Genomic DNA, 25,198 nt, shown 5'->3' on the forward strand with positions numbered 1-25,198 from the left:
AAGGCGTCGTCAGCCTCGATTCGATCTGCCATCTCGATGCGCCCGCCAAGGCGGCGGTGGCGGAGCTGATCGACGCCCGCGTGAAGCGGCGCGAACTGATGCCGGTCGGAATCGAAGACTCGACCGTGCCGCACTGGATGCCGCGCGAGGGGATGGAAGCCGCGGCGCCGCAGCCCGACCTCGTCCACATTCTCTCGCCCTTCGATCCGCTGATCATCCAGCGCAAGCGGCTGAAGCTGTTTTTCGGCTATGCCCACGCGTTCGAGGCCTATCTGCCGAAGGAGAAGCGCGTCTTCGGCTATTTCGGCCTGCCCGTGCTGATCGGCGACAGGGTCGTGGCGGTGCTCGACCTCAAGACCGACCGCCAGGCGGGGCGGCTGCTGATCCAGCAATGGACGTGGCTCGACAGGCAGGAGAGCCCGGAGCGGAAGGCGCTGATCGAGGCGGAACTGGCGCGGTTCGAGCGGTTTCAGCTGGCCAAGGACGTCGCCGTTCCTGTCGGGTCAGACGATGCCTGACCGTCATTGCGAGCGCAGCGAAGCAATCCAGATCGGCTCGCTCGACGGCCCCTGGATTGCTTCGCTGCGCTCGCAATGACCGAGAAGCCCCCGCTCAGACACGCCCGCCGCAAAATCGTCCATTTCTGGAGTGCCTTTCGTCCCGCCGAACGGCAAGCACAATGGAGCCGTCGGGTGACGAGGTATGATCTCGCGACGCTGGCCGCCCTCACCGGATCGGCAGGGTGAATGCAGGCGAGGCGGGCACGCATCACGGACCTGCGCCCAGCCCTGGCCGGCGCGACCCTGTTGCATCTCCTGCTGCTGGCGGCGCTCGGGTCGCTGTCGATCCGGCCATTGCTCGATGTGGCGCCTCAAGCCGAGACCAGCGTCGAGGTCGAACTGCTGACACCAGGCGCGTTCGAGGCGATGACCCAGCCTGGGCCGATCGAGGCGCCGCCGGGCGGGCTGCCCGAGCAGCCGCCGAGCGCCAAAGCCGCCCCGCCCACCGAGCCGGGCGGCATGGTCAAAGCGAGCCGGCTGATGGCAGCGGAGGCGCTCGCTCACCCCCTGAGCCGGCAGGCGCGGGAGATGCTGCCGCTTCTGGCGGCGGATGAGCGCGCCGAGCAGCTCTGCGGCCTGGAGGCGATGAGCCAGATCCATGCCTGGAAAAGCGACTTCGAGCCGGACCGGGTGACGGCCTATGCGAAGGGCGCGACAAAGCTGGCCGGCCGCGCCCTCATCGCCGACGGCGCGGCGTTCCGCAGCAAGCGCCGCTGGTACGATCTGCACTTCCGCTGCGAACTCAGCCCCGATCAGGCGGCGGTCGTCGCCTTCGCCTTTCGCGTCGGCGAGCCCGTGCCGCGCAGCCAATGGGCGAAGCTCGGTCTGCCGGAGCGGTACTGAGCCGCGCTCACGCCCCCAGCAGATCGATCAGATGCGGGATCAGCGGCTCGTCGGCAGGCGGCATGGCGAGCTCCCGCAGCTTGGCCGGACGGACCCATTTCAGCGCCTGCGCCTCGCGGGAGGCGACCTGCCCTTCCCAGCGACGGCAGATATAGAGCGGCATCAGCAGGTGGAACTCGGGATAGGCGAAACTGGCGAAGGTCAGCGGCGCCAGGCACTCCTCCTTGACCGTGATGCCGAGCTCTTCGGACAGCTCACGGATCAGCGCCGGCTCCGGCCGCTCGCCCGCCTCCAGCTTGCCGCCCGGAAACTCCCACAGCCCGGCCAGCGCCTTGCCCTGCGGCCGCTGGGCCACCAGCACGCGGTTGTCGGAATCGATCAGGGCGCAGGCGACGACGAGGAGAAGCTTCACGGATGGACTCAGTAGCCGGAGAGGATGACGTGCAGGGGTTGCGTCTCCTTACCCGTCACGGTGACGCTGTCATAGACCGAGCCGCCCTCGCGCGTGAGCGCATCCTCGTCGCCCCAGATCACCTGCGTCGTCACGAAGTAGTCGCCCGGCGCCACCTTCTCGAAGACGAAGCGGCCATTCGACTCCGCCTTGGTGGTGCGGGTGTACTCGCCATAGGCGGGATCGGGGTTGTCGTCGCGGGGATAGCCGCGATGCGGCACGAATTTGCGCGGGCCATAGAAGTTGGCGAAGCGCTCGCGCGAGTAGCCCGTGGCCGGCACGAGGCGCACCAGCTGCCCGGCCGCGTTCACGACCGCACCGCTCGGCTTGGTGCGGAAGGCGTGGCCGGTGATCGTGGTCGTGCCGGTCTTCCTGATGAAGGCCGCTTCCTCGACCGAAAACGCGACGGTCGCCGGCTTGCGTTCGACGCAAGCGGACAACGCCAAGGCGAGAACGATCCCCAGCCCGATCCTCATGCCGCTCGCCCCCTCAGGCAGACCTGGCCGCACGCTGCGACGTCGTCACCAGGAAGACGCCAGCGAGGATGATGCAACCGCCGATGATCTGCCGCAACTCCAGCGTTTCCCCGAGCACGACGATGCCGAGGATCGTCGCCACCGTCGGCACGAGATAGCCCGTCATCGCCGCCTTCGTCGGTCCCGCGGCTCGGATCAGCCGCATGAACACCGCCATCGGAACGGCCGTGGCGAGCAGGCCGAGCGCCAGCATCGCCGGGACATGGTCCGCCATCGGCGCGAATGCGGCGGGGCCGGCGAAGACCAGCGTCAGCACCAGCGCGACGAGGCCGGAGACCACCTGCTGACCGAGCGCCAGCCGCGCCGGATCACCGGCCGAGGCGGGAATGACACGGGCATAGAGATTGCCGATGCTGTAGCCCAGCATGACACCGACCATGGCGAGCACGCCGAGCGCCGTGCCGCCGCCCTCGACCAGGCGCGGGCCGATCAGCAGCGCGACGCCGGCCATGCCGAGCAAGATGCCGATCAGGCGGCGCGGCCCCATCCGCTCCTCGGCGAACAGGAAATGCGCAAAGACCGCCGTCACCAGCGGCCCGCCGGCCTGGATCATCGCGGCCGGCCCGCTGGCGAGCTGGACCAGCGCGTAGGCCACCAGCACGTTCGGCACCCAGCCATTGGTGGTGCCGAGCACGAGCCAGTGGCGGATCTCGTCGCGCCGCGGCAGCGGGCTCTGGCGCAGCCAGACGACATAGGCCGCGAGCGCCGCCGCCCCGATCAGCCCGCGCCCGGCGGCGAGCGCAAGCGGCGAGATCGCGCCGCCCGTCAGCTTGATGAACAGGAAGCTCGAGCCCCAGAAGAACGAGCAGACCAGCAGATGCGCGAGGACGAAGGCGCGGCTGGGGCCGGTGGGTGAACCTGCGAGCCCCGGCGTCATATGCTGCGAGCCCTCATCCTGAGGAGGCCCGCAGGGCCGTCTCGAAGGATGGTCCAGATGTCACCGGCGCCTCCAGGAGCATCCTTCGAGACGCCGCTTCGCGGCTCCTCAGGATGAAGCCTCGAACAGCAATCCCGGCGATCAGGACCGGTAGTCGCCGTTGATCTCGACATAGGCCTTGGTCAAGTCGCAGGTCCAGACGGTGGACTTGCCGCGGCCGAGGCCGAGATCGGCGGTGATGACGATGTGCTCGCCCTGCATATAGGTCGTGACAGCGTCCTCGTCATAGGAAGCGGCGCGGGCGCCCTGCTGCGCCACCATGATGTCGCCGAAGGAGATGTCGAGCCGGTCGCGGTCGGCGGGCTCGCCGGCCTTGCCGACCGCCATGACCACGCGGCCCCAGTTGGCGTCCTCGCCGGCGATCGCGGTCTTGACCAGCGGCGAATTGGCGATCGAGAGCGCGACCCGCTTGGCCGAACGCGAGGAGACCGCGCCTGCGACCCTGACCTCGACGAACTTGCGCGCGCCCTCACCATCCTTGCAGACGAGATGGGCGAGTTCGAGCAGCAGCGAATTCAGCGCGCGCTTGAAGCCCGAGAGCCGGGCATCGCCGATCTCGGTGATCGCCGGGACGCCGCGGGCCGCAGCCTTGCCCGTCGCGAACAACATCAGCGTGTCCGAGGTCGAGGTGTCGCTGTCGACGGTGACTGCGTTGAAGGAGCCCTTCACGCCCTTGGAGAGCAGCGCCTGCAGCACGGGCGCGGCGATCGGCGCATCCGTGAAGACGAAGGAGAGCATCGTCGCCATGTCGGGCGCGATCATGCCGGCGCCCTTGGCGATGCCGGCGAGCACGACCTCACGGCCGTCGATCTTCGCCCTGCGCGACAACGCCTTGGGGAAGGTGTCGGTGGTCATGATCGCCCGGGCGGCGTCGATCCAGGGGCCGTCCGCGACGCGCTTGGCGCAATCCTCGAGCACGCCCTCGAACTTGCTCGCGTCGAGCGGCTCGCCGATCACGCCGGTCGAGGCGATGAAGACCTCCTGCGGTTTGCAGCCCGCGGCCTTGGCCGCGATCTTCGCCGTCAGCGCGACGGAATCGCGGCCCTTGAGCCCGGTGAAGGCGTTGGCATTGCCGGAGTTGACCACGACGGCCCGGGCCGAGCCCTGCTTCAGGTTCTCGCGGCACCAGTCGACGGGCGCGGAGGGGCATTTCGAGCGGGTGAAGACGCCGGCGACCTGCGTGCCCTCGTCGAGCAAAGCGAGCCAGACATCGGTGCGGTCCTTGTACTTGATGCCCGCCTCGGCGGTGGCGAAGCGCACGCCGGGGACCGGCGGAACCTTGGGCTGGCGCTTCGGCGCGAGCGGGGAAACGGGAACATCCTTGCCGGCCATGATGGCGTCTCCTGTGCGGGAGGCCCGTGTGCCGCAGGGGCGGCGCGAAGGCAAGGTCGGCATTGTTGTCGGATCGCTATGGCGCCCTCGACGTCGCATTGCATTATGCTATATTCGTTTCGTGAAGGTGACGATCTACAGCAGAGACGCACTGAAGACCTTGCGGGGCCTGCCCACGAACGTCGCTGATCGCATCCGCGGCAAGGTCGAGCAGTACGTCGCCGACCCTGCCTCGCAGTCCAACAACGTCAAGGCGCTGCAGGGCGAAAAGGGCTATTTGAGGCTCCGCGTCGGAGACTGGCGGGTCATCTTCCGCGAGGACGGCTCGGTCGTGCTGATCGTCCGCGTCGCGGCGCGCGGGTCTGCCTATGATTGAAAGGACCTGGCCATGAAGGAGCGACTGAAACTGACGATCGACGGCGAGGACTACGTCGCACTGTCGCGCGATGCCTATGACCGCCTTATCGAGGCGGCCGAGGATGCGGCCGACTCCGCGGCCATCGCCCGCTTCGAGCAGCGTCTCGCCGCGGGCGAGGAGGAGTTCGTCCCCTCCGCCATCGTCGATCGCATTCTCGCGGGCGAGAACCTGGTGCGGGTCTGGCGCGAGCATCGCGGGCTGACCGTCAGCGCATTGGCCGAGATGGCGGGCATCGCCCAGCCCTATCTCTCGCAGATCGAGACCGGCAAGCGCGAGGGCACGCTGCAGACGATGAAGAAGATCGCCGGGGCGCTGCGCGTGAAACTCGATGACCTGGTCTGATCGGTGAGCCTTACCGCCTCCGATCTGGTTTACGGCTACCGCGAACGCGTCATTGGTCGCGATATCGTCGTGTCGCTTGCCCGTGGCGAGGTCCTGGCCCTGCTCGGCCCCAATGGCAGCGGCAAGACCACGCTGTTGAAAACCCTGCTCGGGCTCCTGCCGGCTCGGAGCGGGACGCTGCTGCTCGACGACCGCCCCCTCGCTGCGCTGTCGCCGCCAGAACGGGCGCGGTCGCTCGGCTATGTGCCCCAGGCCCATGCCGGAACCTTCGCCTTCACCGTCGAGACCGTGGTGCTGATGGGGCGCAGCGCCCATGCCGGGCTCTTCACCGCCCCCTCAGCCCGCGACCACACGGTTGCCTTCGCGATGCTGGAGCGACTCGGCATCGCGCGCCTGGCGCAGCGGCCCTATACGGAGATTTCGGGCGGGGAGCGCCAGCTCGTGCTGATCGCCCGCGCCTTGGCGCAGGAGCCGGCCTATGTCGTCCTGGACGAGCCGACCGCGAGCCTCGACTTCGGCAATCAGGGCCGGGTGATGCAGGAGATCCGCCGGCTCGCGGCGGAAGGCCTCGGCGTGCTGTTCACGACGCATGATCCCAACCAGGCTTTGCGCCATGCCGACCGCGTCATGATGATCCGCGACGGGCAGGCCATCGCCAGCGGGGGCGCCATGGATCTGCTCACGCCCGAACGACTGCAGCGCCTCTACGGCGTCGGCATCGAGACCGTGCGGGACGGCGATGGCCGTATCGCTTTCCTACCCGGCTAGCGGCGCAGTCCGACGCGGTGCAAACATCCCGCCGTCAGAAGTCGCTGGTCAGGCCCTTCACCTCCCAGTCGTTGTAGCGCACCGGCTCGAGCCCGCCGCGGCCGTCGACTTCCTTGCGGCTGGCGAGATCGGCCGCGCGCGCATCGATCTCGGCCCGTCTCGCCTGCGCCTCGGCGAGTGCGCGCTGCGCCGCCGGCGGCAGCACCCGCGGCGCGTCCTCGCTGCTGTCCAAACCGATCGGCTTGGGATCGTTTGCCTCGCTCATCGCCGCATTCTCTCGTTCCAGCTCTGTTGGGGCCGATTCTCTTGCAGGCTGTTCCCTTGCAGGATCGCCGTCACCTTCACCACATAAGCCTCGAAACCGCATCCGGGGAGTGGCATGTCGCCACGAGCCGTGATGGCGCATGATGGGGATGACGATGAACTATGTCCGCACCGGCATGCTGATGGCCGGTCTCACCGCGCTCTTCGGCGCGGTCGGCTATCTGCTCGGCGGCGGCGGCGGCATGCTGATGGCGCTGGGCTTCGCCGCCGTCACCAACCTGTTCAGCTACTGGAACTCGGATCGGCTCGCGCTTGCCGCCCACAACGCCCATGAGGTCGACGAACGAACCGCGCCGGAGCTCTACGGCATGGTGCGCGACCTCGCGGCGAGGGCCAACATGCCGATGCCGCGCGTCTACCTGATCGACGAGGACCAGCCCAACGCCTTCGCCACCGGCCGCAACCCGGAAAACGCGGCGGTGGCGGCCACCACGGGCATTCTGCGGACGCTGAGCTATGAGGAGCTGGCGGGCGTGATGGCGCATGAGCTCGCCCACATCAAGAACCACGACACGCTGACGATGACGATCACCGCCACCATGGCCGGCGCGATCTCCTCGCTCGTGACCTTTGGCATGATGTTCGGCTCGCGCGAAAACCGGCCCAACCTGATCGTGCAGATCCTGCTCTCGATCCTGGCGCCGATGGCCGCGATGATAATCCAGATGGCGATCTCGCGCTCGCGCGAATACGAGGCCGACAAGCTTGGGGCCGAGATCTGCGGCAATCCGATCTGGCTCGCCGATGCGCTGGCGAAAATCGCCGCCGGCGTCGCCCATACGCCGAACGAGACGGCGGAGGCGAAGCCTGCTACGGCGCACATGTTCATCATCAATCCCCTCACGGCTGGCGGCATGGATTCCCTGTTCTCGACCCACCCCGACACCGGCAACCGCATTGCCGCGCTGATGGAGCAGGCCCGCGCCATGGGCATCGGCCGCAGCGCCGGCGGCTTCATGAGCCAGGCGGCCCAGAGCCCCTGGAGCGGCGGAGCCGGCCCCCAGCCCGGCCCCTGGGGCTGATCCGGTGGCAAAGGGACACAAGGCGGACGATCTCCACGACGACACCAGCGAGCCTGTCGAGGGCGGCGGCGGACCGGCGCCGGGCCTGCCGGCGCGCAAGCTCGCAGCGGCCGTCATCGACGAGGTGCTGCGGGCGAAGCTGTCGCTCGACGACACCCATGAGCGGCTGGCACCGGCCTATCGGCTCGATGCCGCCGACAGCGCTTTGGCGCGCGCCATCGCGATCACCGCCTTTCGCCGGCTTGGCACGATCCAGGAGGCGATCAACGCCCGGCTGGAGCGCGGCAGCCCGCGCAATTCCGGGCCGTTCGAGCCGATCATGGTGGCGGCCGCGGCGCAGATCCTCTTTCTCGACGTGCCCGACCATGCCGCCGTCGATCTCGCCATCCGCCAGCTCCACGAGGATGCGCGCTCCTCGCGCTATGTCTCGCTCGGCAATGCGTTGCTGCGCCGGCTTGCCCGCGAGCGCGAGGCGATCCTCGCCGAGGCCGTCGACCCTTTCCTCGACACGCCCGAATGGCTCGCCGAGAGCTGGATGGAGAGCTATGGCGAGGAAACCGCCGCCGCCATTGCCGAAAGCCACCGCGACGAGCCGCCGCTCGATATCTCCGTGAAATCGGATCCCGAGGGTTGGACCGAGAGGCTCGACGGCCTACTGTTGCCGACGGGCTCGGTCCGCCTGCGCGAGCGCGGCGGCATCACCGGCCTGGCAGGCTTCGACGAAGGCGCCTGGTGGGTGCAGGACGCTGCCGCCGCCCTGCCGGTGCGCCTGCTCGCGCCACAGCCGGGTGAGCGGATCGCCGATCTCTGCGCCGCACCCGGCGGCAAGACCGCACAGCTCGCGGCAATGGGAGCCTCGGTCACTGCCGTCGACCGCTCGGGCCCGCGCCTGCGCCGGCTGCGCGCCAATCTGGAGCGGCTCGCCCTGTCTGCGGAGATCGTCACCAAGGATGCGACTCTCTGGGACGCCGATCCCTTCGACGCCGTGCTGCTCGACGCCCCCTGCAGTGCCACCGGGACCATCCGCCGCCACCCCGACGTCGCCTGGACCAAGTCGCCGGAGGATCGTGACAAGCTCGTCGCCCTCCAGGCGCGGCTGCTCGAGGCCGCCGCCCGGCTGACAAGGCCCGGCGGCCGGCTGGTCTACTGCACCTGTTCGCTCGAACCCCAGGAGGGCGAGGCGCAGATCGAGGCCTTCCTGAAGTCCCATCCCGACTTCGCGCGCAAGCCGGTCGAGGCCGACGAGATCGGTGGCCTCGGTGAGGCGATCGACCGCAACGGCGACCTCAGGACTCTGCCGCACCAGCTGCGCAACGAGACGCCGCGGCTCTCGGGATGGAGCGGATTTTACGCAAGCCGCCTGATCAGGCTATGACGTCACGGGGAATCGCAAAGGCGTGTCACGCCGGGCGTCATGGGTACGGGGCGTATCGGGGCATTGAACGGCTGGTCTGAGCGCAGGGGTCTGGCGCAGGCGGCGATCGGACGGGCGGCCCGGCGAACCCGGGGTCAGCTCGTCGGCATCGTGCGTCGCCTCTGGCCGTTCGGCCGCTCTGCGGCCACCCGCCTGCTCTTCGCCCCGCATGACCTGCGCACCGCCGATCCGACCACGGCCGGCGACATCTATGCCGGCTACTATGCCTTCGCCGGGCGCACGCTGCGCACCCACGGCGAGTCGCCCTTCGACAGCGCCCCCCCGAGCGAGGCCTGGGCCGAGGCGCTGCATGGTTTCGGCTGGCTGCGCCACATGCACGCCGCCGACACGGCCATCGCCCGGGCCAATGCCCGCGCCCTCGTCGAGGATTTCATCGGCCGCAAGCGCGAACGCAGCGAGATCGCCCGCCGGCCCGCCGTGGCGGCACGGCGGCTGATCTCGCTGCTCTCGCATTCGCCGCTGCTGCTCGAAGGCGCCGACCATGCTTTCTACGAGCGTTTCCTGCGACATCTCTCGCGGCTGGCGGAGCGGCTAGACCTGGCATTGGCGGGAGCGGTCGAGGGCAGCGCGCGGCTCAACGGCCTGATCGCGGTCACCTTGGCGGCGATCTGCCTCGATGCGCCCGACGGCCGGCGGCGCCGGCTGGACTACGCGCTCTCCGACGAGCTCGACCGCCAGATCCTGCCCGATGGTGGCCACCTCAGCCGCAATCCACGCATCCTGATCGAGCTGCTGCTCGACCTGCTGCCGCTGCGCGAGACCTTCCTCGCCCGCGGGATCGAGCCGCCGCGCGGCGTGCTGATGGCGATCGAGCGGATGATGCCGCATTTGCGCCTGTTCCGGCACGGCGACGGTGCACTCGCTCTGTTCAACGGCATGGGGACGACCCCGCCGGACGTGATGGCGACGCTCGCCGCCTATGACGACGCCCGGGCGCGCCCGATCGAGCAGGCCGCCTATTCGGGCTATAGCCGCCTCACCGGAGAGCGCGGCATCGTCGTGATCGACGCCGGCGCACCGCCGCGCGGCGCCCATTCGGTCGAAGCCCATGCGGGCTGCCTGTCCTTCGAATTCTCCAGCGGCGCACAGCGCCTCGTGGTCAATTGCGGCATCAGCCGCTTCGGCTCCGACGCCTTGCGCCTGGCGGCCCGGAGCACGGCGGCGCATTCGACGCTGACGCTCGACGACCGCTCCAGCGCGACCTTCGGCCGGGTGCTCGGCGAGATGCGCGTCGTCGCCGGGCCCACCGATGTCCGCGTCGCCCGGCAGGAGCGCGAGGAGGGACAGGAATGGGTCGGCAGCCATGACGGCTACGGCCGTACGCTCGGCGCGGTGCATACGCGCCGCCTGCTGCTGGCCCGCGACGGCGCCACCCTGACGGGCGAGGACGAAATCGCGCTCGACGGGGCCCGCGCGGCCCTGCCGTCTCTGGCGCGCTTCCATCTGCATCCCGACGTCAAGCCGAGCCTGATCCGCGAGGGCCAGGGCGCGATGCTGGCGCTCCCCAATGGCGAGGTCTGGGCTTTCGAGGCCTCGGGGCTGACGGTCTCGATCGAGGAAAGCATTTTCCTTGCCGGAGCCGCGGGTGGACGGCGTACCGAACAGCTCAGCGTCGCCTTCGACGCCGCCGTCATGCCCCGGATCAGCTGGCGCTTCAGCCGGGTGGGTGCAGCCGCCCCCGCCACCGCCCGCTTCCGCCCGCCGCCAGGGGCGGATCCCTCCGCACCGGGATCCGCGCCCGACGCCTGAGCCGGCCACCACCGCGCGCTTTGCTTTGCGCGCCGCAGCATGATAGCTCGCGCCGACCGTCTCGATGTTCCTGGACCCTTCCCGATGCCGACCGAGCTTCGCCGCGTCGAACGCGCGCTCCTTTCCGTTTCCGACAAGACCGGCCTGGTCGAGTTCGCGCGCGCCCTGAACCACATGGGCATCGCCCTGGTTTCGACGGGCGGCACGGCGAAGGCCCTGGCCGAGGCCGGCCTGCCCGTCACCGACGTCTCCGACCTCACCGGCTTCCCGGAAATGATGGATGGCCGCGTCAAGACCCTGCACCCCAAGGTCCATGGCGGCCTGCTGGCGATCCGCTCCCATCCCGAGCACCAGGCCTCGATGCTCGGCCACGGCATCGCGCCGATCGACCTGCTCGTCGTCAACCTCTACCCCTTCGAGGCGACGGTCGCGGCCGCAAAGCCCTATGATGACTGCATCGAGAACATCGACATCGGCGGCCCGGCGATGATCCGCGCGGCAGCGAAGAACCATCGCTTCGTGACGGTGGTGACCGACCCGGCGGATTACAGCGCGCTACTGGACCAGCTGCGGGCACACGACGGGGCAACGACCATGACCTGTCGACAGAAGATGGCACTGACGGCCTATGCCCGGACGGCCGCCTATGACACGGCGGTCAGCACCTGGCTGGCGGGCGAGATCAAGGAACCCGCCCCGCGGTACCGCAGCTTTGCGGGCAAGCTGGCCCAGACGCTGCGCTATGGCGAGAACCCGCATCAGGCGGCGGCATTCTACGTCGACGGCTCGCGCCGCCCCGGCGTTGCGACCGCGCGGCAGTGGCAGGGCAAGGAACTCAGCTACAACAACATCAACGACACCGACGCGGCCTTCGAGCTGGTGGCCGAGTTTGCCGGTGGTGCCCCGGCCTGCGCGATCATCAAGCACGCCAACCCTTGTGGAGTGGCGACGGCCAGCACTCTGACAGAGGCCTACCTGCGCGCCTACCAGTGCGACCAGACTTCGGCCTTTGGCGGGATCGTGGCGCTGAATCAGGTGCTGGACGGGGCGACGGCGGAAGAGATCGTGAAGATCTTCACCGAGGTCGTCATTGCCCCCGACGCCACGGACGAGGCGCGGGCCGTCTTTGCGGGCAAGAAGAACCTGCGGCTTCTGACGACGAAAGCCTTGCCGGACCCCAAGGAGAAGGGGCTGGCCTTCAAGCAGGTGGCCGGGGGCTTTCTGGTGCAGGACCGGGACGCCGGGCATGTCTCGGCCTCGGACCTCAAGGTCGTGACCAAGCGCGCGCCTTCGGATGCCGAGATGCGCGACATGATGTTTGCCTGGACTGTGGCCAAGCACGTCAAATCGAACGCGATCATCTATGTGAAGGACGGAGCGACCGTCGGCGTTGGCGCCGGGCAGATGAGCCGCGTGGATTCCACCCGCATCGCCGCACGGAAAGCCGAAGACATGGCCGAGGCGCTGGGCCTGCCCGGTTCCTTGACCAAGGGCTCCGTGGTCGCCTCGGACGCCTTCTTCCCCTTCGCTGATGGCCTGATCACCGCCGCCGAAGCGGGTGCTACGGCAATCATCCAGCCTGGAGGCTCCATGCGTGATGACGAGGTGATCGCAGCGGCCGACGAGCGGGGTCTCGCGATGGTGTTCACCGGCCAGCGGCATTTCCGGCACTGATGATGCGCCGTTTCTGGATCATCGCGGCCGTTGTCTTCGTGCTGGACCAGCTGACCAAGCTGGCCGTGGTGCATGGCCTGGACCTCATCAACCGGGGTGAGATCGACGTCTTTCCGCCCTATCTGACCTTCCGCATGGCCTGGAACTACGGAATCAACTTCGGCCTTCTGTCCAACGGCTCGGACTGGGCGCGCTGGGGTTTGATCGTGCTGGCCTTGGCCATCTCGGCCTGGGTGGTCTGGTGGATGCGGCGCGAAAAGGGAAACTGGAAGGCCGAACTGTCGGGCGGCCTGCTGGTCGGCGGGGCCTTGGGCAACATCATCGACCGAATCGCCTATGGTGCGGTGGCGGACTTTCTGAACATGTCCTGTTGCGGGATCGAGAACCCCTATGCCTTCAACGTGGCCGACATTGCGATCTTCGCCGGTGCGCTGGGCTTGGTGATCTTCGCCAAGGGCAGCGATGGCGACAAGCCGACCGGCGGAAAACCCCCCCGTCGCAGTCGCTAAACACCCGTGACGCCCGCGATGCTTTAGGCTAAGACGGCACAAAGACGGTTCGGAGGCATACATGCAGGCAGCGAAAGGCAGGGCGGTCATCGCGGTTGCGGCGATGGTCACGCTGGCGGCCTGCGCCGGGGATCGTGACCCGCAGCTGATGAACCTGCGTTCCGGCCAAGGGCCGGACGAATTTGCCATCGTGCCGCCGAAGCCGCTGGAATTGCCGGAGAACCTGGCCGAACTTCCCGAACCCGCCCCCGGTGGGTTCAACCGCACCGACCAGAACCCCGAAGCCGATGCCGTCATTGCTCTGGGCGGCAATCCGGGCGCGGCAGGCGGAATCCCGTCGGGTGACTCGGCCCTGTATAGCCACGCGGCCCGCTTCGGGGTCGAGGGTGGCATCCGCGCGACGCTGGCTTCGGAAGATCTGGACTGGCGGCGCGACAACAACGGCCGCATCCTGGAACGCCTGTTCAACGTGAACGTCTACTACAAGGCCTACCGCAAGCAGCGGCTGGACCAGCAGGCGGAACTGGCCCGCTGGCGTGCGGCGGGCGTGCGGACCTCGTCCGCGCCACCACGCAAACCTGACGAAGAGTAACAAGCGCGTGCCTTGGCCTGCCAGGACTTGAATGTCCGGGCCCTGCGCCGCAGTTTCCCTGAAAATCAAGGGTGAGGAAGCCAATGCTCGGACGACTTGGTGCTGCCGTTCTGCTGACACTGACGCTGCCCGCCTTTGCCGAAGAGCCGGTCACCACCTTCACCCTGGACAACGGGTTGAACGTCGTGGTGATCGAGGATCACCGTGCCCCGGTCGTCGTGCAGATGATCTGGTACCGTGTCGGTGCTGCGGATGAACCGCGCGGCCATTCCGGCATCGCGCATTTCCTGGAACATCTGATGTTCAAGGGCACCGAAAAGGTGGCCCCCAACGCCTTTTCCGGCATTGTCGAGGCGCAGGGCGGCGATGACAACGCCTTCACCTCCTGGGACTACACCGCCTATTTCCAGCGCATCGCCGCCGACCGGCTGGACCTGGTGATGGAGATGGAAGCCGACCGGATGCGCAACCTGCGCCTGACCGAAGACGATGTGACGACCGAACGCCAGGTCATCCTGGAAGAACGCGCGCAGCGCACCGACAGCGACCCCGGTGCCCTGCTGATGGAGCAGATGCGCGCCGCCCAGTTCCTGAACCACCCCTACGGCATCCCGATCATCGGTTGGCGGCACGAGATGGAGCAGCTCGACCGCGAAGATGCCCTGGACTACTACCAACGCTTCTACGCCCCGAACAACGCGACGCTGGTCATCGCCGGGGATGTCGAGCCCAAGGCCGTCAGGGCGCTTGCCGAACAGCATTACGGTCCGCTCAAGCCTTCGGACGCGATCGTGCCGCGCGACCGCGCGCAGGAACCGCCGCAACTGGCCGAGCGTCGCCTGACGCTGGCCGATGAGCGGGTCTCGGACCCCTATGTCTTCCGCACCTACATCGCCCCCGAGCGCGACCCCGGCGACCAGGCCGAGGCTGCGGCCCTGACAGTGCTGGCCGAGCTTCTGGGCGGCAATGGCCAGACCTCGGTCCTGGCGCGGGCGCTGCAGTTCGACGCCCAGGTGGCGGTCTATACCAGCGCCTTCTACAGCGGCACCTCGATCGACGACGCGACGTTCGGCGTGGCCGTGGTCCCCGCCCCGGGGGTCAGCCTTGAAAAGGCAGAGGCCGAGCTTGACCGCGTGCTGGCCGAGTTTGTGGAAAACGGACCTGATCCGGCCGCGCTTGAGCGTATTCGCACCCAGGTCCGGGCCGGCGAGATCTATGCCCGCGATGATGTGGAAGCCCTCGCGCGGCGCTATGGTGAAGGGTTCAGCATCGGTCTGACCCTTGCGGACATCGAAGGTTGGGACGAGGCGCTGTCGGAAGTGACCGAAGCCGATATCCTGACCGCAGCACGCAAGGTGCTGGATCGCCGGAACGCAGTCACCGGCTGGCTGACACAGCCCGAAACCGCCCCGGTCGAAGCCACTCCCGCTGCAGCCGCCACCCCCGTCGTCGCACCGGAGATCCAGGAATGATCCGCGCCGTCTTTGCCGCCCTCCTGGCACTTGCCCTGCCCGTTCAGGCCCAGATTCCGATCAAGGAGGTCACCTCGCCCGGCGGCATCACCGCCTGGCTGGTCGAGGATCACAATATCCCCTTCACCGCGCTGGAGATCCAGTTCCGCGGCGGCACCTCGCTTGAGGCGCCCGACAAGCGCGGCGTGGTCAACCTGATGACCGCCACGTTGGAGGAAGGTTCGGGCGAGATGGACAGCCGGGGCTTCGCCGAGGCGCGTGATGCGCTTGCGGCCAGCTTCAGCTTTGACGCAAGGACGGATTCGGTCGGCGTGTCCGCACAGTTCCTCACCGAGAACCGCGATCAGGCTATCGACCTTCTGCGCCAGGCGCTGGTCACCCCGCGCTTCGACCAGGATGCGGTCGACCGGGTACGGGGGCAGGTCCTCTCGAACCTGCGCTCGAACGAGAAGGACCCCAGGACCATCGCCTCGGACCGCTTCGACCTCTTGGCTTTCGGCGACCATCCCTACGGCTCGTCGGGGGACGGCACCATTGAAACGGTGACCGCGCTGACCCGTGACGACGTGGTGGCCGCGCACAAGGCGTCGCTGGCGCGCGACCGGGTCTTCGTCGCCGCGGCGGGCGACATCACCGCCGAGGAACTGGGCCTTCTTCTGGACCGGCTTCTGGGCGATCTGCCCGCCACCGGCGCGCCGCAACTGACCGAGGCGCCCTGGCTTCTTCCCGCAGGCGTCACGGTGCAGGACTTCCCCTCGCCGCAGTCCACCGTCTTCTTCGGTCAGCGGGGAATTCCCCGTGATGACCCCGATTTCTTCCCGGCCTTCGTCCTGAACGAGATGCTGGGCGGCGGACGATTCACTGCACGGCTGATGACCGAGGTCCGCGAAAAACGCGGCCTGACCTACGGCATTGGCACGTACATCGTGAACATGGACCACGCCGACATGCTTCTGGGGCAATTCTCGGCCTCGAACGAAAAGGTCGCCGAGGCCATCGACGTGGTGAAGACCGAATGGGGCCGCATCGGACGCGAAGGTGTGACGCCGCAAGAGCTGGAGGCGACCAAGACCTACCTTACCGGGTCCTACCCTCTGCGCTTCGACGGCAACGGGCCGATTGCCAGCATCCTGGTCGGCATGCAGATGGACGGAATGCCGATGGACTATGTCATCACCCGCAACTCCAAGGTCGAGGCGGTTACGCTAGAGGACATCAAGCGCGTCGCCGCATCCCTCTTCGACCCCGACGCGCTGCAATTCGTGGTGGTGGGCCAGCCAGGCGACCTGTAGGTGGCATTGGTTCCGCGGGTTTACCGGGAAACTATCCCCTTCCCCCTGCAAGACCCTTGGTCTACGACTTTCCCATGATCTGGACCATTCCGAACACGCTGACCGTGCTTCGCCTGATTGCCGCCCCCGGCGTCGCCATCATGTTCCTCTATTTCCATCGCCCCTGGGCCGACTGGTTCGCCCTGGCCCTGTTCGTCAGCGCGGCGGCGACCGACTGGTTCGACGGCTACCTTGCCCGGCTCTGGAAGCAGGAATCGAAGTTCGGCGCGATGATGGACCCGATTGCCGACAAGGCGATGGTGGTGATCGCGATCATGATCCTGACCGGCTACAACGGGATGAACCCCTGGCTGATCCTGCCCGCCACGCTGATCCTGTTCCGCGAGGTTTTCGTGGGCGGGTTGCGGGAATACCTGGGCGACAAAAGCGGACTTCTGAAGGTTACCAAGCTGGCCAAGTGGAAGACGACCGCGCAGATGATCGCGATTGCGGTGCTGTTTCTTGGGACGGGTCTCGACTACCAGAACGCTCTGGCGCTCGAGGGCATGACCCCCGAACAGCACATGGCCGCCGTTGCGGCAGGCGAGGCCGAAGCGATCCGAACCTGCGGCAACCGGGACTGCGCATCCTATGCGAACCTTGTCGGCATCTGGTTGTTGTGGCTTGCAGCGCTTCTGACGGTGGTCACCGGATGGGAGTATTTTTCGAAGTCGCTGCCTTTCTTGCGGGAAGACAAGTGATCGACGTGCTTTACTTTGCCTGGGTCCGGGAACGGATCGGGCTGCCGCGCGAGCGGATCGAGACTTCGGCAACGACAGTGGCCGAACTGGTCGCCGAGCTGCGCGCCCGGGAAGAACGGTATGAGGCCGCCTTTGCCGACCTTTCATCGCTGCGGGTGGCGCTGGATCAAGAGCTGTCCTCTTTCGATGCGCCGCTGGCCGGGGTGCGCGAGATCGCCTTCTTCCCGCCGATGACCGGGGGCTGACATGCGGGTCGCGGTCCAGTCCCAGCCGTTCGATGTGGGGGCAGAGGTGTCGGGCTTCACGGCGAAGGTCCGGGGGGCCGGGGCAGTGGTCAGCTTCACCGGCCTCGTGCGGGACGAGGGCGGGAACCTGTCCGGGATGGAGATCGAGCATTATCCCGGCATGACCGAAAAGGCGATCCGGGGGATTGTCGAAGAAGCCGTGTCCCGTTGGTCGCTGGTCGATGCCCTGGTGATCCACCGGCATGGGAAGCTGGCTCCTGGGGAGGCGATCATGATGGTTGCCACCGCCGCGCCGCACCGGGCGGATGCTTTCGCGGCGGCGGAGTTCCTGATGGACTACCTGAAATCGCGGGCTCCGTTCTGGAAGAAAGAGCTGGGGGTCGGGGGCGAGGCCTGGGTCGCGGCGAAGGACGCCGATGAGGACGCCCTGAAGCGCTGGTAGTGTCCACGGTGGACAAACTCTGCTTGTCCTTCGGGATCAATAGCTTGCCTGCGGGCGTTCAGGGTTTCTTAACATCTGCACTTGCAGAGAGGTGAGGCCCTGGTCAGCCGACAGCGCCCTGTCAGCCGAAGCGGGACTGCCAGGTCGGCTGCAAATCCAGCGGCTGTGCCTGCGCAAGGTAGACCGCGCGGGCAATGGCCCGTGCCAGGCAGGTGGCAGCGGCATGGCCAAGCTGGAACGGGTCGGTCACGGGGTCTTGCAGCGGTCTTGCCCCGGTTGCGACGCTGAAAACCAGGTCGCCGTCCAACGGCGTGTGCGAGGGAACCAGCGCGCGGGCCATGCCATCATGGGCTGCCACGGCCATGCGCTGCGCCTGCGCCTTGGTGAGGGTGGCATCGGTCGCGACGATGGCGATGGTCGTCGCCTCGCCCAGCCGCTTGCGGGGCAGTGGCGCGTCCTGCGGGATCATCGGGGCCGGGCCAAAGCCGCCGAACTCGGTGCCTTCCTCCCACGGGGCGGCCCAGAAATGCGGCGTTTCCCCCACGGTCGCCTGGCCAAGGGCGTTGACGACGACCAGCGCCCCCACAGTCAGACCGGACGTCAGGACACAGGAGGCCGAGCCGAGGCCGCCCTTCAATGTGCCGGTCATGGCTCCGAACCCTGCGCCAGCAGTGCCAAGGGCGAAAGTGCGGGTCGCACTGTCAAAGGCGCGGCGACCAAGGTCAGGGTAAGGGCTGTCCCCCCACCCCTTGTCGCCTCCGTTCAGAAGGTCGAAAACGATGGCCCCCGGCACGATGGGGACACGGACCGGACCGACGGCAAAGCCCCGCCCGGCCGCGCGCAGACCCTGCATCACGCCTTGCCCGGCATCCAGACCAAAAGCCGACCCCCCCGCGAGGAAGATCGCGTCGACCTCTTGCACCATGCGGTCTGGGGCAAGAAGATCGGTCTCCCGCGTGCCGGGAGAGCCGCCCATCACATGAACGGCGGCCACAAAGGGCCGGTCGGCGGTCAGGACGGTGACGCCGGATCTCAACTGCGCGTCATCGGCATTGCCGACGCGCAGGCCGGGGACATCGGTGATGAGGTTCAGGAGACCGGGGCGCATGGGCTCAAGCTTACGGGGCCGGTCAATGATCCGCCAGCGGCACGGTGAATTCGGCCAGATAGTCCGGGCCGTCGGTTGTGGCGGTGACGACCAGCGTCCAGTAGCGCGCGACGGGGGGTTTGTTGTGTGTGAAGATCCGGCGCAGCCCGGGAATGTTGATCGAGATGCTGCCGCTGAAATAGGGGTTGCGCTGGGCCCGGATCGCCGGGACGGGCTTTGCGCCGACCGAGGCGGGGAGGTCGAAGCGGAACGGCAGCCCACGGGCGCTGTCGGTCGTGGCGGGAAGCGTCTGTTCTGCGGTCCAGACCGTGTAGGCCTCGGTGCTGTGCGGTGAGGAGGAGGAGGAACTGGCCATGTTCCGCCGCTCGTGGACGTCGAGGCAGGTCAGCACCAGGCGGAACTCTCCGCTGGCGCGGATCGTTTGGGCGGTACGGACCTTGCCGGAAAAGGGCGTGCCCAGCGGCACGGGGGTGCGGCCGTCGATGTCGATCAGCGAGGCGCCGAAATCCCTGGCCCGCCGGGTCCAGCGCAGGGCCTGAACGATGTTCACGGCAAGGACTGCAAGCAGCAATCCCTCGACCAGGATGATCGGGTTGAAATCGGGGTGGTTGATGTCGACGATCCAGGGCCAGCCCAGCATCCAGCCGACCCAGGCGGCAGCCGCGCCGACAAGGGCTGCCATGATCCAGGCGGTCGTCGCCTTTACCTTTGGCTCGGCGGTTTCACCCTGCGAGAGGCTGGACATGCGAAGGCTGCATCCCGGTGATCGTGGTGCGATCAGTGTAGCGGGTGTCGGGGCCTGCGACCAGTGCGGGTTGCAGGTCGTATGTGGCTGCTCCTCGCGCGACTTCGTCTTCTCGTCGCTAGGGTCAGCGACGAGTGACGAAGTCATAGAGGAGCGGGGGGAGTCAGAAGTCGAAGATATCGCTCAGGAAGCTGTCCTTGCGTTTCTTCTTGTAGCCGCGGCGGTAATCGTCGTCATCATCCTTGTAACGGCGACGGTCATCCTCACGGTAGCCTTGCGGGGCGCGCGGTTCCGGCTGGTAGACGGGGGCCGGATGGGGGGCTGCATGCTGCTGGATCGCCTGCTGCGGGGTCGGCGCTGGCGCTGCAGCGGGGCCGCCGAGCGAGCGGTCGATGATCTTGTCCAGCTCGCCCCGGTCAAGCCAGACGCCACGGCACTTGGGGCAATAGTCGATCTCGACCCCGCCACGATCCGCCATCACCAGGGTTTCGTTGTCGACCGGACAGCGCATTTGCAACTCCCATTCATGTTCACCGGCTTTAGATGGGGTCGCAAACCGGCCAAGCAAGGGTCGAAAACGGACTTGCGCGAATTGTCGCGAAGGCGCATGGATGGGGGGAGCCGTGGCGATGGCGTCGCCACAGGGGCCGGTTTCGAAAGAACGGAGCCCCGACGCTTGTGGGGACATCCCCGCTTCCGTCCTGTACGCCGGGACCTTTCGGGGTCCCTTGGGCATATGTCCTGACCCCTGGAAATGAGGTCTAGGAAATGTCGTTGAACCGTCCCGATATGTACCGCTTCCACAATGGCGGGAAGAAAGACACCCTCCCCTTCGCCGATCAGGAATATCATGATCGCCTGCAGGGTCTGCGCGAGATCATGGAGTTGCACGACCTGGACGCCGTCGTCCTGACCTCGATGCACAACGTCTCGTATTATTCGGGCTTCCTGTACTGTTCGTTCGGGCGTCCCTATGCCTGCGTGGTGACCAAGACCGAGTGTGTGACGATTTCCGCGGGGATCGACGCGGGCCAGCCCTGGCGCCGGTCGATCGCCGACAACATCACTTACACCGACTGGACGCGCGACAACATGTGGCGCGCGGTGGTTTCGGTCACGGGTGAGGGCAAGGCCATCGGCTGCGAGGCGGATCACCTGACGGTGGAGCGGATGGAGAAGCTGAACACCTTCCTGAAGCCCAAGCGCGGCATGGATATCGCCCCGGCGACCATGTTCCAGCGGATGAAGAAATCCCCCGCCGAGATCACCATGATCAAGCACGGCGCGAACGTCGCCGACGTCGGCGGCTATGCGATCCGCGAGGCGATCAAGGTCGGCGCGACCGAGCTTGAGGTGTCCATCGCCGGGCGGGATGCGATGGAGCGCGAGATTGCCAAGCGCTTCCCGGATGCGGAATACCGCGACACCTGGGTCTGGTTCCAGTCGGGGATCAACACTGACGGCGCACACAACCCGGTGACGAACCGCAAGCTGCAGCATGGCGATATTCTCAGCCTCAACTGCTTCCCGATGATCAGCGGCTACTACACCGCGCTGGAGCGGACGCTGTTCGTGGGCGAGGTGGATGATGCCAGCATGAAGGTCTGGCAGACCAACATCGACAGCCACGAATTCGGGATGAAACTGCTGCGTCCCGGCGCCTCGTGTGCCGAGATCACCATGAAGATCAACGAGTTCCTGGCCGAGCGGCAGATGCTGCAATACCGGACCTTCGGCTATGGCCACTCGTTCGGCATCCTGTCGCACTACTATGGCCGCGAGGCGGCGCTGGAGCTGCGCGAGGACATCGACACGGTGCTGGAACCGGGGATGGTCATCAGCATGGAGCCGATGCTGACGATCCCGGAAGGCATGCCGGGTGCCGGTGGCTACCGCGAACACGACATCTTCGTCGTGACCGAGGACGAGCCCGAGGACATCACGCATTACCCCTATGGCCCCGCGTTCAACGTGGTGGCGTAACGGGATCGGGCCGGGGGAAACCCCGGCCCTTTTCTTTCAGGCGCGTTTGATCAGGCGGATCAGGAACAGCAGGATCACCGCTCCGATCGTGGCCGAGATGATCGCGCCCGGCAGTCCGCCACCCATCGAAAGACCGGCGCGCGGCAGAAGATAGCCTCCGATCACCGCCCCAACGATCCCGACGACGATGTTGCCGATCAGGCCGAAGCCGTAGCCCTTGACGATCAGTCCAGCAAGCCAGCCGGCCACTGCGCCGATGATCAGAATTATGATCAACGAGTCCAAACCCATGTCAGTCCTTCCAAATGCCCCGGAAGGGGGCAAAGGCAGCATATCACAGAAGCCGGCTTGGCGCGCTTGTCTGCGTGATTGTCTGGCGACCAAACGAATCGACCTGTCTGTCGGGGTCGCGGTTGGGGCCACATTCAGGGGCGGAACTGAAGAAAACGAACCCCCGCGCGGGAATCCCAAGTGAATCCGGCTTCGAACCAGCTTTGCCCGCGAAGATTCGGAAAAGCTTGTGCTTTTAGGCTTGACGCATGGCCGGTCGCATGGCGCAAGGTGACCATAGCTGCCCAAAGATGAGTCTGCACCCGTGACCCAATCCCTAGCCCGGATCTTCGCGATCCTCGCCCTTCCCTTGCTTGCCGCCTGCGCAGGCACCACCCAGAAGCAACCCGACGTCGTTGCTGGCTACGAAGGCATCCAGGACGGTGAGTTCTTCATCGAGCCGGTGCCCGCGCAGTACCTTTACGAGGGCAACCGGAAGGTCGAAGTGGCCTATACCGGGCCCGAGGCCCCTGGAACGGTGGTCGTCGATACCTTCGCCCGCAAGCTTTACCTGGTGAATGACGGCGGGACGGCCACGCGCTATCCCATCGCCGTGGGGCGAGAGGGGCTGTCATTCCGTGGCACGGGAGTCATCGGGCGCAAGGCCGAATGGCCGTCGTGGACACCCACGGCGAACATGGTCCGCACCCGGCCCGACCTTTACGCGGCCTACGCCGGTGGCCTGCCCGGCGGGCTGACCAACCCGCTCGGCGCGCGGGCGCTCTATCTGTACCGCGGCAACCGCGACACGATGTTCCGCATCCACGGTACGGCGGATGCGGCCTCGATCGGCCATGCGACCAGTGCGGGCTGCATCCGTCTGTTCAACCAGGACGCCATCGACCTGTACAACCGCGTGCCGAACGGCTCCCGCGTGAAGGTGCGCAGCGAAGCGGAAAGCCTGGCGCTGGAAGGCCCGCAGATGGTCGATGCCTATGGCCGCCTGGTTCCCGAGACGCCCGAGAACATCGCCCTGAAGGAAAAGGAAGCCGCTGCCATCGCCAAGAAAGAGGCGAAGGACAGGGTCGCTTCCGAAAAGGCCGAGAAGAAGCGTCTGGCCGCCTGCGAGCGTCGCGGCATCGCCGCCGAAGAATGTCCGCGCCCCAATGCCCCGGCCGCAGTCGTAACGGTCGGCACCTCGGACAGCTCTATAGCCGGATGACGTAGTCCTTGAGGGTGGTCTGCACGACCTCCCACGTCCCTTCAAAGCCCGGGCGGATGATCATGCTGTCGCCCGGGTGAAGCTGGGTGACAGTGCCATCCGCGCTGGTCAGCAGGGAATAGCCCGACAGGATGCGGAAATACTCCCACTCGCCATACTTCACCCGCCACTTGCCGGGCGTGGACTGCCAGAGACCGCAGTACAGGCCGTCGCGGTCCTCCAGGTTCCAGGTGCTGTGGACCGGGTTGCCGGAAATCAGCCGGTCAGGCTCGGGTCCGCCGATCTCTGGTGCCGTGCCGTCGCGGCTGACGCGCTGGATGAGGGTCATGATGCTCTCCTTTGACCGCACAGTCATGACTCCTGCACCTGAAGGGTCAACCCCGTGACGCTGCGGTCGGCGGTGCTGCGCTGCGGCGCAATTATGTTGCGGACGCGTTTCGGTTGTGCCCATATGACAGGCAGATTGCGAAAGCGCCCCCACGCTGCGAGGCCCGAAGATGAGCGCCACTTCCCCCGTCCGGCCGGTGCTTCCCCCCGATATCCGCGCCCGCAAGGGTGGGGCTCCACTTGTGGTGCTGACCGCCTATTCCACTCCCGTTGCCAGACTGGTCGATGCGCATTGCGACATCACTCTGGTCGGCGACTCGGTCGGGATGGTGATTCACGGACTGCCATCCACGCTGGGCGTGACGATGGAGATGATGATCCTGCATGGCCGCGCCGTGGTCCGCGGCTCCCAGAAGGCGATGCCGGTGATCGACATGCCCTTCGGGTCCTATGAAGAAAGCCCGCAACAGGCCTTCCGCAATGCGTCGCGCCTGATGGCCGAAACCGGCGCCCCTTCGGTCAAGCTGGAGGGCGGGCAGCACATGGCCGAAACGATTGCCTTCCTGACGGCCCGGGGCGTGCCGGTGATGGCGCATATCGGCCTGACACCGCAGTCGGTGAACACCCTGGGCGGCTACAAGGTCGTGGGTCGCGCCGACGAGGCCGACAAGGTCATGGCCGACGCCCGCGCGGTCGAGGCTGCCGGGGCGTTCTCGGTCGTGCTGGAGAAGGTGCCGGAAGGTCTGGCGGGTCGGATCACCAAGGCGCTGGCAATCCCGACGATCGGCATCGGTGCGGGCGTGGACTGCGACGGGCAGGTGCTGGTGGTCGACGACATGCTGGGCCTTTTCACCGACTTCCGCCCCAAGTTCGTCAAACGCTATGCCGAGCTTGGGAAAGACGCCAACGCCGCCATCGCCGCCTATGCCGCCGAGGTCCGGTCCCGCAGCTTCCCGGCAGCCGAACATTCCTTTCCCGATGTCCTGCCCGCGAAAGACAAGACATGACCCCGATCATCCGAACGGTGGCCGACCTTCGTTCCCTGGCGCGCGGATGGAAGGCGCAGGGCGAAACCGTGGGCGTGGTGCCGACGATGGGCGCGCTGCATGACGGGCACCTCTCGCTCGCCCACCGGGCGCGGGCGGAATGTGACCGGGTGATCACGACGATCTTCGTGAACCCCAAGCAGTTCAACAACCCCGAGGACCTGAAGAAATACCCCCGCAGCGAAGAGGCCGACGCCACCCTTCTGGCCACGGTCCCGGTCGACGCGATCTTCGCCCCCCCGGTCGAAGAGGTCTACCCCGACGGCTTCATCACCAATGTCACCATGCAGGGCGTGGCGCAGCCCTTGGAAGGCTACATGCGCCCCGGTCACTTCGACGGCGTGGCGACCGTGGTGACCAAGCTCTTCGGCATGACGCTGGCTGACAACGGCTACTTCGGCCAGAAGGACTGGCAGCAGCTGCAGGTTGTCCTGCGGCTGGTGCGCGACCTGAACCTGCCCGTCCAGGTCGTCGGCTGCGAGACGATCCGTGAGGCCGACGGTCTGGCCATGTCCTCGCGCAACGTCCGCCTGACCCCCGAAGGCCGCGCCAAAGCCCCGGTCCTTTACGCTGCGATCACCCGCGCCGCGCAGGACATCCGCGTCGGCCACGCCGACCGCATGGCGATCCGCGAAGCAGCGGAAACCATGCGCGAAGCGGGCTTCGAGCGCGTCGAATACATTGAACTTCGCGATGCCGAGACGCTGATGCCCTCGGACGACCCCCGCCGCCCGCGCCGGATGCTGGCCGCCGCCTGGGTCGACGGCGTGCGCCTGATCGACAACATCCCGGTCTAGGCCTTTCATCTTTGCCG

29 protein-coding genes and 1 pseudogene are annotated in these 25,198 nt (G+C 67.1%); 20 read left to right on the forward strand and 10 right to left on the reverse strand.

The annotated features are described in order from the left end of the window. A partial coding sequence (locus Q8M85_RS18595) for a DNA glycosylase AlkZ-like family protein (RefSeq protein ID WP_305547350.1) occupies positions 1-518 on the forward strand: 518 nt, incomplete at its 5' end. A gap of 228 nt (positions 519-746) precedes the next feature. Beyond that, complete coding sequence (locus Q8M85_RS18600) at positions 747-1,403, forward strand: DUF930 domain-containing protein (protein ID WP_305547352.1); 657 nt, start codon at positions 747-749, stop codon at positions 1,401-1,403. A 7-nt stretch (positions 1,404-1,410) separates the two neighbouring features. On the opposite strand, the gene mutT is transcribed toward Q8M85_RS18600, so the two are convergent. The 4 genes from mutT to argJ all read right to left on the reverse strand — a co-directional run bounded on the left by mutT (position 1,411) and on the right by argJ (position 4,659). Then, entirely contained in the window at positions 1,411-1,815 is a 405-nt protein-coding gene (gene mutT, locus Q8M85_RS18605) for an 8-oxo-dGTP diphosphatase MutT (RefSeq protein ID WP_305547354.1), read from the reverse strand. An 8-nt stretch (positions 1,816-1,823) separates the two neighbouring features. Beyond that, the gene (locus Q8M85_RS18610; protein ID WP_305547356.1) at positions 1,824-2,330 is read right to left on the reverse strand and encodes a hypothetical protein; all 507 of its coding nucleotides are present in this window, start codon (positions 2,328-2,330) and stop codon (positions 1,824-1,826) included. Positions 2,331-2,343: 13 nt separating this feature from the next. Next, positions 2,344-3,267 (reverse strand): DMT family transporter, encoded by a 924-nt coding sequence (locus Q8M85_RS18615; RefSeq protein WP_305547358.1) that lies wholly within the window; start codon positions 3,265-3,267, stop codon positions 2,344-2,346. Positions 3,268-3,408: 141 nt separating this feature from the next. After that, positions 3,409-4,659 (reverse strand): bifunctional glutamate N-acetyltransferase/amino-acid acetyltransferase ArgJ, encoded by a 1,251-nt coding sequence (argJ, locus tag Q8M85_RS18620; RefSeq protein ID WP_305547360.1) that lies wholly within the window; start codon positions 4,657-4,659, stop codon positions 3,409-3,411. A gap of 121 nt (positions 4,660-4,780) precedes the next feature. Here argJ and Q8M85_RS18625 point away from each other — a divergent pair, with 121 nt between their 5' ends. Genes Q8M85_RS18625 through Q8M85_RS18635 form a run of 3 tightly spaced genes read left to right on the forward strand, consistent with a single transcriptional unit; the run spans position 4,781 to position 6,187 of the window. Further along, positions 4,781-5,035: a type II toxin-antitoxin system RelE/ParE family toxin gene (locus tag Q8M85_RS18625; RefSeq protein ID WP_305547362.1), complete on the forward strand. Its 255-nt coding sequence runs from the start codon at positions 4,781-4,783 to the stop codon at positions 5,033-5,035. 12 nt (positions 5,036-5,047) lie between these two features. Next, positions 5,048-5,419 carry a helix-turn-helix domain-containing protein gene (locus tag Q8M85_RS18630; protein ID WP_305547364.1) on the forward strand — a complete coding sequence of 124 codons (372 nt, stop codon included), beginning with the start codon at positions 5,048-5,050 and terminating at the stop codon, positions 5,417-5,419. 3 nt (positions 5,420-5,422) lie between these two features. Beyond that, entirely contained in the window at positions 5,423-6,187 is a 765-nt protein-coding gene (locus Q8M85_RS18635) for an ABC transporter ATP-binding protein (protein WP_305547366.1), read from the forward strand. Between the two features lie 34 nt (positions 6,188-6,221). On the opposite strand, the gene Q8M85_RS18640 is transcribed toward Q8M85_RS18635, so the two are convergent. After that, complete coding sequence (locus Q8M85_RS18640) at positions 6,222-6,452, reverse strand: DUF1674 domain-containing protein (protein ID WP_305547368.1); 231 nt, start codon at positions 6,450-6,452, stop codon at positions 6,222-6,224. 154 nt (positions 6,453-6,606) lie between these two features. On the opposite strand from Q8M85_RS18640, the gene htpX reads away from it, so the two are divergent. The 11 genes from htpX (at position 6,607) to Q8M85_RS18695 (ending at position 17,683) form a co-directional block, all read left to right on the forward strand. Beyond that, a complete protein-coding gene (htpX, locus tag Q8M85_RS18645) occupies positions 6,607-7,533 on the forward strand; it encodes a zinc metalloprotease HtpX (RefSeq protein ID WP_305547370.1) in 927 nt (308 codons plus the stop codon). Positions 7,534-7,537: 4 nt separating this feature from the next. Further along, on the forward strand, positions 7,538-8,908 hold the full coding sequence (locus Q8M85_RS18650; RefSeq protein ID WP_305547372.1) for an RsmB/NOP family class I SAM-dependent RNA methyltransferase: 1,371 nt from the start codon (positions 7,538-7,540) through the stop codon (positions 8,906-8,908). A gap of 63 nt (positions 8,909-8,971) precedes the next feature. Continuing rightward, positions 8,972-10,717, forward strand: a complete 1,746-nt coding sequence (locus Q8M85_RS18655; RefSeq protein ID WP_305547374.1) for a heparinase II/III family protein — start codon at positions 8,972-8,974, stop codon at positions 10,715-10,717. Positions 10,718-10,801: 84 nt separating this feature from the next. Further along, positions 10,802-12,391 carry a bifunctional phosphoribosylaminoimidazolecarboxamide formyltransferase/IMP cyclohydrolase gene (purH, locus tag Q8M85_RS18660; RefSeq protein WP_305547376.1) on the forward strand — a complete coding sequence of 530 codons (1,590 nt, stop codon included), beginning with the start codon at positions 10,802-10,804 and terminating at the stop codon, positions 12,389-12,391. 2 nt (positions 12,392-12,393) lie between these two features. Then, positions 12,394-12,900 carry a signal peptidase II gene (gene lspA, locus Q8M85_RS18665; protein ID WP_305547378.1) on the forward strand — a complete coding sequence of 169 codons (507 nt, stop codon included), beginning with the start codon at positions 12,394-12,396 and terminating at the stop codon, positions 12,898-12,900. A 61-nt stretch (positions 12,901-12,961) separates the two neighbouring features. Then, on the forward strand, positions 12,962-13,492 hold the full coding sequence (locus Q8M85_RS18670) for a DUF3035 domain-containing protein (protein WP_305547380.1): 531 nt from the start codon (positions 12,962-12,964) through the stop codon (positions 13,490-13,492). A gap of 83 nt (positions 13,493-13,575) precedes the next feature. Further along, complete coding sequence (locus Q8M85_RS18675; protein WP_305547382.1) at positions 13,576-14,964, forward strand: pitrilysin family protein; 1,389 nt, start codon at positions 13,576-13,578, stop codon at positions 14,962-14,964. Next, complete coding sequence (locus Q8M85_RS18680; protein ID WP_305547384.1) at positions 14,961-16,256, forward strand: pitrilysin family protein; 1,296 nt, start codon at positions 14,961-14,963, stop codon at positions 16,254-16,256. Before Q8M85_RS18675 ends, Q8M85_RS18680 begins: the two co-directional genes overlap by 4 nt. 74 nt (positions 16,257-16,330) lie before the next feature. Beyond that, positions 16,331-16,996, forward strand: coding sequence for a CDP-diacylglycerol--glycerol-3-phosphate 3-phosphatidyltransferase (gene pgsA, locus Q8M85_RS18685; protein ID WP_305547386.1), 666 nt, complete (start codon positions 16,331-16,333; stop codon positions 16,994-16,996). Further along, positions 16,993-17,241, forward strand: a complete 249-nt coding sequence (gene moaD / locus Q8M85_RS18690) for a molybdopterin converting factor subunit 1 (protein ID WP_305547388.1) — start codon at positions 16,993-16,995, stop codon at positions 17,239-17,241. The genes pgsA and moaD overlap by 4 nt, the downstream gene beginning before the upstream one ends. A 1-nt stretch (position 17,242) precedes the next feature. Next, a complete protein-coding gene (locus Q8M85_RS18695) occupies positions 17,243-17,683 on the forward strand; it encodes a molybdenum cofactor biosynthesis protein MoaE (RefSeq protein ID WP_305547390.1) in 441 nt (146 codons plus the stop codon). Between the two features lie 121 nt (positions 17,684-17,804). On the opposite strand, the gene Q8M85_RS18700 is transcribed toward Q8M85_RS18695, so the two are convergent. The 3 genes from Q8M85_RS18700 to Q8M85_RS18710 form a co-directional block, all read right to left on the reverse strand. Further along, positions 17,805-18,791 carry a P1 family peptidase gene (locus Q8M85_RS18700; RefSeq protein WP_305547392.1) on the reverse strand — a complete coding sequence of 329 codons (987 nt, stop codon included), beginning with the start codon at positions 18,789-18,791 and terminating at the stop codon, positions 17,805-17,807. 22 nt (positions 18,792-18,813) lie between these two features. Beyond that, entirely contained in the window at positions 18,814-19,536 is a 723-nt protein-coding gene (locus Q8M85_RS18705) for a hypothetical protein (protein WP_305547394.1), read from the reverse strand. 163 nt (positions 19,537-19,699) lie between these two features. Beyond that, a complete protein-coding gene (locus Q8M85_RS18710; RefSeq protein ID WP_305547396.1) occupies positions 19,700-20,047 on the reverse strand; it encodes a zf-TFIIB domain-containing protein in 348 nt (115 codons plus the stop codon). Between the two features lie 263 nt (positions 20,048-20,310). On the opposite strand from Q8M85_RS18710, the gene Q8M85_RS18715 reads away from it, so the two are divergent. Next, positions 20,311-21,519 carry an aminopeptidase P family protein gene (locus tag Q8M85_RS18715; protein WP_305547398.1) on the forward strand — a complete coding sequence of 403 codons (1,209 nt, stop codon included), beginning with the start codon at positions 20,311-20,313 and terminating at the stop codon, positions 21,517-21,519. Between the two features lie 36 nt (positions 21,520-21,555). On the opposite strand, the gene Q8M85_RS18720 is transcribed toward Q8M85_RS18715, so the two are convergent. Further along, positions 21,556-21,810 carry a GlsB/YeaQ/YmgE family stress response membrane protein gene (locus Q8M85_RS18720; RefSeq protein ID WP_305547400.1) on the reverse strand — a complete coding sequence of 85 codons (255 nt, stop codon included), beginning with the start codon at positions 21,808-21,810 and terminating at the stop codon, positions 21,556-21,558. 304 nt (positions 21,811-22,114) lie between these two features. Here Q8M85_RS18720 and Q8M85_RS18725 point away from each other — a divergent pair. Next, a pseudogene (locus Q8M85_RS18725) lies at positions 22,115-22,834 on the forward strand (L,D-transpeptidase); the annotation flags it as partial. Positions 22,835-22,997: 163 nt separating this feature from the next. Here the strand turns inward: Q8M85_RS18725 and Q8M85_RS18730 are convergent. Continuing rightward, positions 22,998-23,339 carry a cupin domain-containing protein gene (locus tag Q8M85_RS18730; protein ID WP_305547402.1) on the reverse strand — a complete coding sequence of 114 codons (342 nt, stop codon included), beginning with the start codon at positions 23,337-23,339 and terminating at the stop codon, positions 22,998-23,000. Between the two features lie 169 nt (positions 23,340-23,508). Here Q8M85_RS18730 and panB point away from each other — a divergent pair, with 169 nt between their 5' ends. Further along, positions 23,509-24,345 (forward strand): 3-methyl-2-oxobutanoate hydroxymethyltransferase, encoded by an 837-nt coding sequence (gene panB / locus Q8M85_RS18735; RefSeq protein WP_305547404.1) that lies wholly within the window; start codon positions 23,509-23,511, stop codon positions 24,343-24,345. Next, a complete protein-coding gene (gene panC, locus Q8M85_RS18740) occupies positions 24,342-25,181 on the forward strand; it encodes a pantoate--beta-alanine ligase (protein ID WP_305547406.1) in 840 nt (279 codons plus the stop codon). The genes panB and panC overlap by 4 nt, the downstream gene beginning before the upstream one ends. Positions 25,182-25,198: the final 17 nt, after the last annotated feature.

Source organism: Tabrizicola sp. (genome assembly GCF_030694085.1).
Taxonomy (GTDB): Bacteria; Pseudomonadota; Alphaproteobacteria; order Rhodobacterales; family Rhodobacteraceae; genus Tabrizicola.